The following is an 11,032-nucleotide window of genomic DNA, read 5'->3' as shown; positions in this document are numbered from 1 at the left end:
TCCCTCGGTTCAGCCGAGGGAAGGGGGCCTTCACGCGCTTCCGGGGGCGCGGTGGACAAGCGACGTTAGTGGGCGTTAACCTGTGCACGCGAGTTAACGACGGCTAACTTGGCGACGAGGAGCCATGGACACACCCGTACTGAGCACTTCGGCGGATCCGGGCAGCGACGAGTACGCCCGCAGCGTCACCTCCCATGCCGAGCTGGTCGAAGACCTGCGCAAGCGGCTCGCCGCCGCCCGGCTCGGGGGCCCGGAGAAATCCCGCACCCGCCACGTCGAGCGGGGCAAACTCCTGCCACGCGACCGGGTCGACACCCTCCTCGACCCGGGTTCGCCGTTCCTGGAGCTGTCCCCGCTGGCCGCCACCGGACTGTACGACGACGAGGCGCCGTCGGCCGGGATCATCACCGGGATCGGGCGGGTCTCGGGCCGCGAATGCGTGATCGTCGCCAACGACGCCACGGTCAAGGGCGGCACCTACTACCCGATGACGGTCAAGAAGCACCTGCGCGCGCAAGAGGTCGCGCTGCACAACAACCTGCCGTGCGTCTACCTGGTGGATTCCGGCGGCGCGTTCCTGCCCAGGCAGGACGAGGTCTTCCCGGATCGTGAGCACTTCGGCCGGATCTTCTACAACCAGGCCACGATGTCCGCGCGCGGCATCCCGCAGATCGCCGCCGTGCTCGGCTCCTGCACCGCGGGCGGCGCGTACGTCCCGGCGATGAGCGACGAGGCGGTCATCGTGCGGAACCAGGGCACCATCTTCCTCGGCGGCCCGCCGCTGGTGAAGGCCGCGACGGGTGAGGTCGTCACGGCCGAAGAACTCGGCGGCGGCGACGTCCACTCGCGTCAGTCCGGCGTCACCGACCATCTGGCCGAGGACGACGCCGACGCCTTGCGCATCGTTCGCTCGATCGTGTCGACCTTGGGGCCGCGCACGCCGCGCCCGTGGGACGTCCTCCCGACGGAGGCCCCGGCCGCCGACCCGAACGAGCTGTACGGCGTCGTCCCGACCGACCCGCGCGTGCCCTACGACGTGCGCGAGGTCATCGCGCGGATCGTCGACGGCAGCCGGTTCGGCGAGTTCAAGAAGGAGTACGGCTCGACGCTGGTCACCGGGTTCGCCCGGATCCACGGCCACCCCGTCGGCATCGTCGCGAACAACGGCGTCCTGTTCGCCGAGTCCGCGATGAAGGGCGCGCATTTCATCGAACTGTGCGACAAACGCTCGATCCCGCTGCTGTTCCTGCAGAACATCACCGGGTTCATGGTCGGCCGCGCCTACGAGGCAGGCGGTATCGCCAAGCATGGCGCGAAGATGGTCACCGCGGTGGCCTGCGCGCGGGTGCCGAAGCTGACCGTCGTCATCGGCGGTTCGTTCGGCGCGGGCAACTATTCGATGTGCGGCCGCGCGTATTCGCCACGGTTCCTGTGGATGTGGCCGAACGCGCGGATCTCGGTGATGGGCGGCGAGCAGGCGGCGTCGGTGCTGTCCACGGTCCGCCGGGACGCCATCGAGGCACGCGGCGGCGAATGGTCCGCTGAGGACGAAGAGGCCTTCAAGGAGCCGATCCGCGACCAGTACGAGGCGCAGGGGAGCCCGTACTACTCGACGGCGCGGCTGTGGGACGACGGCGTGATCGACCCGGCGGACACCCGCACGGTGCTCGGCCTCGCGCTGTCCGCGACGGCCAACGCGCCTTTGTCCGATGTCAACTACGGCGTCTTCAGGATGTGAGCATGTTCGACACGGTTCTGGTCGCCAACCGCGGGGAGATCGCGGTCCGCGTGATCCGCTCGCTGCAGGGGCTCGGCATCCGTTCGGTCGCGGTGTACAGCGACGCGGACGCCGACGCCCGGCACGTCCGGGAGGCGCATACGGCTGTCCGCATCGGCCCGGCCGAAGCGGCGAAGAGCTATCTGTCCATCCCCGCGATCGTCCAGGCTGCGCTCGACACCGGCGCGCAGGCGGTCCATCCCGGCTACGGCTTCCTCGCGGAGAACGCGGAATTCGCCCGCGCGTGCGCCGAGGCGGGGCTGGTCTTCATCGGTCCGCCGGTCGAGGCCATCGACGCCATGGGCGACAAGATCCGCGCCAAGGCCACGGTCTCGAAGGCCGGGGTCCCGGTCGTGCCCGGAGCGTCCGATGTGGACATTCCCGAAGGCGGTTTCGCGGCCGCCGCGGAGAAGGTCGGCTTCCCGTTGCTGCTCAAGCCGTCCGCCGGTGGTGGTGGCAAGGGGATGCGGCTGGTCACCGAACTGTCCGAATTGGACGCCGCGGTCGAGTCCGCCCGCCGTGAGGCCAAGGGTTCCTTCGGTGACGACACGCTGCTCATGGAGCGGTTCGTCACCACACCGCGCCACATCGAGATCCAGGTGCTCGCCGACACCCACGGCAACGTGATCCACCTCGGCGAGCGCGAGTGCAGTCTTCAGCGGCGGCACCAGAAGATCATCGAAGAGGCACCGTCCGTGCTCCTCGACGAAGCCACGCGCGCGAAAATGGGCGCGTCCGCCGTCGAGGCCGCGCGTTCGGTCGGGTACGTCGGCGCGGGGACGGTCGAGTTCATCGTTTCGGCCACCGCGCCCGACGAGTTCTTCTTCATGGAGATGAACACCCGGCTGCAGGTCGAGCATCCGGTGACCGAGCTGGTGACCGGGCTCGATCTCGTGGAGTGGCAGGTCAAGATCGCCGCGGGCGGCGTGCTCACCGTGGCGCAGGACGACGTCCGGCTGGACGGCCACGCCGTCGAAGCCCGCGTCTACGCCGAGGATCCCGCACGCGGCTTCATCCCGACGGGTGGCACGGTGCTCGCGGTCCACGAGCCGTCCGGCGAGGGTGTGCGCGTCGACTCGTGGATGAGCGAGGGCGCGGTCATCGGCTCGAACTACGACCCGATGCTGGCCAAGGTCATCGCGTGGGGACCGGACCGCGCGGCCGCGTTGCACCGGCTCGATCTGGCGCTCGCGGACACCGCGCTGCTCGGCGTCGGCACCAACGTCGCCTTCCTGCGCGGGCTGCTCGCCGACGGCGACGTCCGCGAGGGCAAGCTCGACACCGGCCTCGTCGACCGGCGACTGTCCACTTTGGTCTCAGGAGACGTATCGCCGGAGTTCTTCGTGGCGGCGGCGCTCGACAGGCTGCTTTCCCTGCAACCCCAGGGAGACGTCGTCGACCCGTGGGACGTCCCGGACGGCTGGCGGCTCGGCGGGTCGGGCGGGATCGACTTCGCGTTGAAGTCGGGGAACTCCGAAGCCGTGGTGCGGGTGCAGGGCACCCCGGCGAACGCGCTCGTGTCCGTCGACGGCGCCGAGCCGGTCCGGGTTTCCGCGCGGCGCGACGGCGATCTGCTGGAAGTCCGGCATCCCACCGGTTTCCACCGCTACCGGCACGCCGCCGGGAGCGGCCGCACGGTGTGGCTCGCGCGTGACGGGCACAGCTTCGCCATCGGCGAGCGCGAAAGGCTGCGTTCGGCCGCCGGTGCCGCGGGCGGCGCCGGGCCGGTCACCAGCCCGATGCCGGGGACCGTGCTCGTGGTCAAGGCCGCCGCCGGTGACGTGGTGACCGCCGGGACCCCGCTCGTGGTCGTCGAGGCGATGAAGATGGAGCACACGATCACCGCGCCGATCGACGGCGTGGTCAGCGAACTCCCCGTCCGCGCGGGCCAACAGGTCGCGCTGGACGAGACGGTAGCCGTGGTGACACCCCAAAAGGATGAGCAATGATCGACTTTCGGCTGGATGACGAGTACGAGGCGCTGCGCAAGACGGTCGAGGAGTTCGCGCGCTCCGAGGTCGCCCCGGTCATCGGCGACCTCTACGAACGGGAGGAATTCCCGTACGAGATCGTCGCGAAGATGGCCGAGATGGGGCTGTTCGGCCTGCCGTTCCCCGAGGAGTACGGCGGCATGGGTGGCGACTACTTCGCGCTCTGCCTGACCCTGGAGGAGTTGGCGCGCGTCGATTCCTCGGTCGCGATCACCGTCGAGGCGGGTGTTTCCCTGGGTGCCATGCCGATCTACCGGTTCGGCACCGAGGAGCAGAAGGAGAAGTGGCTCCCGGAGCTGTGCGCCGGCACCGCGCTCGGCGCGTTCGGGCTCACCGAACCCGGCGGCGGCTCGGACGCCGGCGCCACCCGCACGCGTGCGAAACTCGACGGCGACACCTGGGTGATCAACGGCAGCAAATCGTTCATCACCAACTCCGGCACCGACATCACGAAACTGGTCACGGTCACCGCCGTCACCGACGTGAAGGAGAACGGGCGCAAGGAGATCTCGGCGATCATCGTCCCGTCCGGCACGCCGGGCTTCTCCGTCGCGCCGAAGTACTCCAAGGTCGGCTGGAACTGCTCGGACACGCACGAGCTCTCGTTCGACGACGTCCGTGTCCCGGCCGAGAACCTGGTGGGCGAGCGCGGCCGCGGTTACGCCCAGTTCCTGTCCATTTTGGACGAAGGCAGGGTCGCGATCGCCGCGCTGAGCGTCGGGCTCGCGCAGGGCTGTGTCGACGAATGCCTGAAGTACGTCAAGGAACGCGAGGCTTTCGGGCACAAGATCGGCGAATACCAGGCGATCCAGTTCAAGATCGCCGACATGGAGGTGCGCACGCACACCGCGCGGCTGGCGTACTACGCGGCGGCGTCGAAGATGCTGCGCGGCGAGCCGTTCAAGAAGGAGGCGTCGATCGCGAAGCTCGTCGCGTCGAACGCCGCCATGGACAACTCGCGGGACGCGACACAGATCTTCGGCGGGTACGGCTTCATGAACGAGTTCCCGGTCAGCCGCTTCTACCGGGACGCGAAGATCCTGGAGATCGGCGAGGGGACCTCGGAGGTGCAGCGGATGCTGATCGCGCGGCATCTCGGCGTCGCCTGACACCCTTGACCATGCCGATAACTATACCGGTATAGTTATCGGCATGGTCGAGTTGAAATCCGCCACCGAGCTGGACGCCATGCGCGAGTCCGGCCGTGTCGTGGCGCGGACGTTGCAAGCGGCGAAAGAGGCGTCGGCGATCGGCGTGAGCCTGAAAGAGCTGGACGAGATCGCCGCGCAGGTGATCAGGGACGCCGGTGCGAAGCCGTCGTTCCTCCACTATCAGCCGCATTCCGCGCCGACTCCGTTCCCCGCCGTGATCTGCGCGAGCGTCAACGACGCCGTCGTCCACGGCATCCCGTCGGACTACCGCCTGCGTGACGGCGACCTGGTCAGCATCGACGCCGGTGCCTACATCGACGGCTGGCACGGCGACGCGGCGATCAGTTACGTCGTCGGCGAGGCTGATCCCGCCGACCTCGAACTCATCGCCACCACCGAACGCGCGCTGGCCGCCGGGATCGCCGCCGCACAGGCGGGCGGCAAGATGGGCGACATCTCCCACGCTGTCGGCACTGTCGGACGCGAAGCCGGCTACGGCCTCCTCGCGCACCATGGCGGCCACGGGATCGGCCGCAGCATGCACGAGGACCCGCATCTGCCGAACGAGGGCAGGCCGGGGCGCGGTATGCGGCTCCAGCCGGGGCTGGTGCTGGCGATCGAGCCGATGCTCATCGCCGACGGCCGCGACGCCTACCGCACCGACGACGACGGCTGGACGCTCCGCACCGTCCGCGGCGCCAGGGCGGCGCACGTGGAGCACACGGTCGCGATCACCACAGAAGGTCCGCGTGTCCTCACGATGTTGTAGAACGGAAGGATGAGCGACTTCATCATCCGCCAGGGTGGTTCTGGGGATTTCCAAACCTTGCTGGACATGTTCGACGAGGTCGTCGCGTGGCTGGCGTCGCGCGGCAGCGAAGGGCAGTGGGGGAGCGAGCCGTGGTCCACGATCCCGAAGCGGGTCGAGCGGGTCCGCGGGATGGCCGACGGTCCGGGGCTGTACCTCGCCGAGATCGACGGCCAGGTGGCCGGGGCGATCATCCTCGGTGACCGTTTTCCGCATGTCTCGCCGGTCGACGAGCCGGAGATCTACATCGGCCTGCTGCTGACCTCGCGCCGGTTCACCGGTCACCGGGTCGGCTCGCGGCTCATCGAGTTCGCGCTGGCCGAGGCGCGGGAACGCGGTATCGGGCTGGTGCGGGTCGACTGCTGGGCCGGTGGCGACGGCGACCTGCAGCGCTACTACGAGAGCCAGGGCTTCAAGCCGACGGAACGCTTCGACGTCAAGGGCTGGATCGGGCAGGTGTTCGAGCAGCGGCCGTAGATTTAGGCTTGGGAGCGCAGCTCCTCCGTTGAGGGTGGTGGCGGGGGCATGGATGGATGGCGTCGATGCGGCTTCGGGTGCACCATAGTTGACACATCGCCAACAGTGCCCCGGACAGTGAAGTCGCAGAGGAGACCGGCATGGCCAAGCGTGAACGTTCCCTGGCAGGCAAGGTCGTCGTGATCACCGGAGCGGCACAGGGTATCGGGGCCAGTACCGCGACGGCGTTGTCCCGGCTCGGCGCCAAGGTGGTCATCGGCGACCTGGACCAGGTCCTCGCCGAGAAGACCGCCGCCGGACTGGGCGCGGAGGCGCTGCCGCTCGACGTCACCGACACGAAGGGCTTCACCGAGTTCCTCGACGAGGTCGAGCGGCGCGTCGGCCCGATCGACGTGCTGATCAACAACGCGGGCATCATGCCGCTCGCGCCGCTCGACGAAGAGGACGACGCGGCCACCCGTCGGCTCCTCGAGATCAACCTGCACGCGGTCATCCACGGCACCAGGGAAGCCGTGAAACGCATGCGCCCGCGCGGCACCGGTCATATCGTCAACATCGCCTCGATGGCGGGGAAGGCCGGATTCCCCGGCGCCGCGACCTACTGCGCGACGAAACACGCCGTCGTCGGCCTGTCGGAATCGGTGCACCTGGAATTGCACGGGACGGGCGTGCTGGTGTCCTGCGTGATGCCCGCGGTGGTGCGCACGGAACTGGCCAGCGGGCTCGGCGAGGCGAAGTTCTTCAAATCGGTGCAGCCCGAAGATGTGGCGCAGGCCATTGTCGATGCGTTGCGCCGTCCCAAGTTCGACGTCTTCGTTCCCGCATCGCTGGACGCCATGGGCAGGATCACACGGCTGCTTCCACGCCGTCTCGGCGAAGGACTGCTCCGTGCGCTCGGCGGAGACAAGATTCTGTCCTCCGCAACGCATTCCAGTGCTCGCGCGGAGTACGAATCGCGGGCCGCGCGGAGTGCCCCGGCGGTGGAAAACGGCACCGATTCTTAACTCGTACGGCCTAGCGACTGTCCGAAATGGACGGCCTGTGACGGCGGCGGTGTTGAGTCGTGCGCCCCCAAGCGGCAAGATTACGTCTTACCGCGTTGATTCCCCAGGAGGCACACCATGGCCACACCCCCGGCACGGCTCGCCGCCGCCGCGTCGAACGTCGTCGGGAAGGTGCTGCACGGTGGTGTCGCGGATCTTCGCCCGGTGCCGCGCGTCCTGATCGACCAGGGGCCCAATCGCTCCCTGTACCGGCTGACCAACGGCAAGGGGCCCCAGGAGGGCCCGCCGGTGCTGCTGGTGCCGCCGCTGGCCGCGCCCGCGCTGTGCTTCGACCTGCGCCGCGGCTGCAGCCTCGCCGAGCATCTGGTCGAGGGCGGCCGCAACACGTACCTGGTCGACTACGGGAACGTCGCCTTCTCCGACCGGCGCCTCGGCATCGAGCACTGGATCGAGGAGGTGCTCCCGCGCGCGATCCGCAAGGTCAGCGAGGACTCCGGCGGCCAGGGCGTGCACGTCGTCGCCTGGTGCCTCGGCGGGATCTTCTCTCTGCTGACCACCGCCGACCAGCCCGATCTGCCGATCGAGTCGATCGCGACCATCGCGTCGCCGTTCGATTTCACCGCGATCCCGCTGATCGCCCCGTTCCGCCCGCTGGTGGACCTCACCGGCGGCCACCTGCTGACCCCGTTCTACCGGGCGCTCGGCGGCGCACCGTCCTATTTGGTCAGCCGCGTCTTCCGCGCGACGGGGATCAGCAAGGAGATCACCAAACCCCTTGCCATCCTGAAGAATCTCGACGACCGGGACTATCTGGCGCAGATCGAGGCCGTCGACCACTTCATGGACAACATGATCGCCTACCCCGGGCGGACGTTCGGCCAGCTCTACCACCGGTTCTTCCGTGCCAACGACCTCGCCGAGGGCACGGTCGACCTCAACGGCCGCATCATCGCGCTGTCCGGGGTGAAGGTGCCGACACTGGTCATCGCCGGGCAGAACGACACGATCGCCCCGCGTGCCGCCGTCGAACGGCTCACCGAGCTGCTGGACAACTCGCCGTCGGTGACCTTCGAGACCGCGCCCGGCGGGCACCTCGGCGTCCTCACCGGCCGGAAGGCCCGCGGGACCACGTGGCGCTACCTCGACCGTTTCCTCGACGACCAGACCTCGTGAGTGGCAAGGACGGTTCTAACCGTCCTTGCCACTCACGAGCCCCACGGCTTACTTGAGCTCCGCGCTCGTCTTGCCCAGGATCCGGCGCGCCACGATCAGCTGCTGGATCTGTTGCGTGCCTTCGAAGATGTCCAGGATCTTCGCGTCCCGGCTCCACTTCTCCAGCAGCGATTCCTCGGTGTAGCCCAGGGTTCCGGCCAGCTCGACGCATTTCAGCGTGATCTCGACGACCGACCGGCCCGCCTTCGCCTTGGCCATCGAGGCCTGCAGCGAGTTCGGCTTGCGGTTGTCGGCCATCCACGCCGATTCCATGGTCAGCAGGTACGCCGCTTCGTAGTCGGCCTCCAGCTGCAGGAACGTGGCGGCCGCCGCGTGCTGGCTGTGGACGGGCTTGTCGTAGTCGATGGTGACCCCGGCATCGGTGAGGATCTTCCGGGTCTCCTCCAGCGCCGCGCGGGCGACACCGATGGCCATCGCGGCGACCAGCGGACGGGTGTTGTCGAAGGTCTGCATGACCCCCGCGAAACCCTTGGCGGTGTCGATCTCCGGCGTACCGAGGAGATTCTCCTTAGGCACACGGACGTTTTCGAAGCGCAGCACGGCGGTGTCGGAGGCACGGATGCCGAGCTTGTGCTCGACCCGCACCACCTCGAAGCCGGGCGTGCCCTTCTCGACGACGAACGACTTGATCGCCGCGCGGCCCTTCGTCTTGTCCAGGGTGGCCCAGACGACGACGGCGTCGGCACGCTCGCCCGCGGTCACGAAGATCTTCTCGCCGTTGATCACGTACTCGTCGCCGTCGAGGCGCGCGGTCGCGGTGATCGCGGCGGAGTCCGAGCCGCAGTCCGGCTCGGTGATCGCCATCGCGGCCCACAGCCCGGAGAACTTCTTGAGCTGCTCGTCGGTGGCGACCGAGCCGATGGCGGCGTTGCCGAGTCCCTGTCGCGGCATGGACAGCAGCAGACCGACGTCGCCCCAGCACATCTCGATCGTGCCGAGCACGATGTTGAGGTTGGAACCGTTGCGGTTGCCCGGTTTCTCGTTCTTCTCGGACCGGCGGACACCCGCCGCGCCCGCGCCGCCCTCGCCGGAGGAGTTCAACCCGTCCAGCAGCGCGGCGAACATGTCGAGCTCGGCCGGATAGGTGTGTTCCGCGCGGTCGTACTTGCGTGAGATCGGCCGGAACACCTCGGCCGCGGCCTGGTACGCCTGGTTGATCAGGGTGCCGGCCTTCTTCGGAACCTCAAGGTTGATCATGATTGCCTTTCGAAAGTCCTAGAGAAGGACGGCGCCTTCCATGACGCCGATCGCGCGGAGGTCGCGGTACCAGCGTTCGACCGGGTGCTCCTTGACGAACCCGTGCCCGCCGAGCAGCTGCACGCCAGCGCTGCCGATCTGCATTCCCTTGTCGGCGGCCAGTTTCCGGGCCAGCGCGACCTCGCGGGCGTACGGCTTGCCCTGCTCGGCGCGGGAAGCGGCGCGCAACGTCACCAGCCGCAGCCCCTCCAGCTCGATGGCGATGTCGGCCACCGAGAACGCGACGGCTTGGCGGTGGCTCACCGGTTCGCCGAACGCCTTGCGCTCGTTGACATACGGCACCACGTAGTCGAGGACGGCCTTCGCGGTCCCGGCGGCCAGCGCGGCCCAGCCGAGCCGCGAGAGCCGGACGACCTCGGTGAAGACCTCGGCCTTGCCGCCACTGAGCAACGCCCCGGCGGGCAGGGCGACCTTCTCCAGGTGCAGCTTCCCTGTCGCCGCGCCGCGAAGGCCCATCGCCGGCTCGGACTCGATGGTGACGCCGGAGTTCGAAGACTCGACGAGGAACAGCGCCGGTCCGCGCCCTTCGAGGTCGGCCGACACGATGAACAGCTCGGCGTCCGCGGCCCGCGGGACCAGCGACTTCACGCCGTCGAGCTGGTAGCCCTTCGGCGTGCGGCGGGCCTTGGTGGCGGGCTTGAACGGGTCGAACAGCGCGGTGCGTTCCTGCAGCGCGAGCGCCGCGGCCGGGACGTTCTCGCCGACGAACGCGGGCAGGTAGTCCGCCTGCTGCTGCTCGTCGCCGTAGGACACCAGCGCGGTGCTGACCGCGGACGGCGCGAGCACCGCGACCGCGAGCCCCAGGTCGCCGTGCGCGAGGGCCTCGGCGACCAGCGCGTTCGTGACCACCGACCGCTCGGTGCCGACGCCGCCCAGCTCCTCGGGGATGCCGACGAGCGTGATGCCGAGTTCGGCGGCGCGGCTCAGCAGACCCTCCGGCGCGTGGAGCTTGGCGTCGGCGTCGGCCGCGGCGGGCCGCAGCTGCTCGGCCGCGAACTCCGTCACGGTCTCGACGATGAGCTGCTGATCCTCACTCGGGGTGAGGTCGAACAGACCCGTGTCCTCGGCAGGCGCGAGCCGCGCGGGCTTGCCGAGCTTCTGGGCGGATTTGAAGGTCCGTCCCGCCGCGCCCGCGACCCGGAAGCCGTTGCGCGTCCCGGCACTGACCAGGTTCTGCACGGGCTTCCGAAGTCCGGCCCGTTCAATGACCTTGCTCCCGGCCAGCCGGGTGAGCGCGGACAGGCCAAGGCCCATCGCGTCTCGTTTCCTAGGCGCACCCACGGTGAGTCTCCCTGCCTCGCTTACCTACTCGTGAGTAGGTTAACTCTCCTCGG

The 11,032-nt window shown here is 68.9% G+C and carries 9 protein-coding genes; 7 read left to right on the top strand and 2 right to left on the bottom strand.

Annotated features, from left to right (window positions below):
• The first annotated feature begins 124 nt into the window (after positions 1-124).
• The 7 genes from ACFWIW_RS18850 to ACFWIW_RS18820 all read left to right on the top strand — a co-directional run bounded on the left by ACFWIW_RS18850 (position 125) and on the right by ACFWIW_RS18820 (position 8,381).
• Positions 125-1,738, top strand: a complete 1,614-nt coding sequence (locus tag ACFWIW_RS18850) for a carboxyl transferase domain-containing protein (RefSeq protein WP_378369591.1) — start codon at positions 125-127, stop codon at positions 1,736-1,738.
• 2 nt (positions 1,739-1,740) lie between these two features.
• On the top strand, positions 1,741-3,726 hold the full coding sequence (locus ACFWIW_RS18845) for an acetyl/propionyl/methylcrotonyl-CoA carboxylase subunit alpha (protein ID WP_378369590.1): 1,986 nt from the start codon (positions 1,741-1,743) through the stop codon (positions 3,724-3,726).
• On the top strand, positions 3,723-4,877 hold the full coding sequence (locus ACFWIW_RS18840; protein WP_378369589.1) for an acyl-CoA dehydrogenase family protein: 1,155 nt from the start codon (positions 3,723-3,725) through the stop codon (positions 4,875-4,877). Before ACFWIW_RS18845 ends, ACFWIW_RS18840 begins: the two co-directional genes overlap by 4 nt.
• Positions 4,878-4,920: 43 nt before the next feature.
• Positions 4,921-5,688 (top strand): type I methionyl aminopeptidase, encoded by a 768-nt coding sequence (gene map / locus ACFWIW_RS18835; protein ID WP_378369588.1) that lies wholly within the window; start codon positions 4,921-4,923, stop codon positions 5,686-5,688.
• A 9-nt stretch (positions 5,689-5,697) separates the two neighbouring features.
• Positions 5,698-6,204 carry a GNAT family N-acetyltransferase gene (locus ACFWIW_RS18830; protein WP_378369587.1) on the top strand — a complete coding sequence of 169 codons (507 nt, stop codon included), beginning with the start codon at positions 5,698-5,700 and terminating at the stop codon, positions 6,202-6,204.
• Positions 6,205-6,344: 140 nt separating this feature from the next.
• On the top strand, positions 6,345-7,208 hold the full coding sequence (locus ACFWIW_RS18825; RefSeq protein ID WP_378369586.1) for an SDR family oxidoreductase: 864 nt from the start codon (positions 6,345-6,347) through the stop codon (positions 7,206-7,208).
• Between the two features lie 117 nt (positions 7,209-7,325).
• Entirely contained in the window at positions 7,326-8,381 is a 1,056-nt protein-coding gene (locus ACFWIW_RS18820) for an alpha/beta fold hydrolase (protein WP_378369585.1), read from the top strand.
• A 48-nt stretch (positions 8,382-8,429) separates the two neighbouring features.
• Here ACFWIW_RS18820 and ACFWIW_RS18815 read toward each other — a convergent pair whose 3' ends face one another.
• Entirely contained in the window at positions 8,430-9,638 is a 1,209-nt protein-coding gene (locus tag ACFWIW_RS18815) for an acyl-CoA dehydrogenase family protein (protein WP_007033833.1), read from the bottom strand.
• Between the two features lie 18 nt (positions 9,639-9,656).
• Complete coding sequence (locus tag ACFWIW_RS18810; RefSeq protein ID WP_378369632.1) at positions 9,657-10,952, bottom strand: acyl-CoA dehydrogenase family protein; 1,296 nt, start codon at positions 10,950-10,952, stop codon at positions 9,657-9,659.
• Between the last annotated feature and the right edge of the window lie 80 nt (positions 10,953-11,032).

This window comes from Amycolatopsis sp. NPDC058340, from assembly GCF_042723975.1.
Classification (GTDB): domain Bacteria; phylum Actinomycetota; class Actinomycetes; order Mycobacteriales; family Pseudonocardiaceae; genus Amycolatopsis.
Note: the sequence above shows the minus strand (reverse complement) of the source record. Positions and strands in the feature narration are given on the sequence as shown.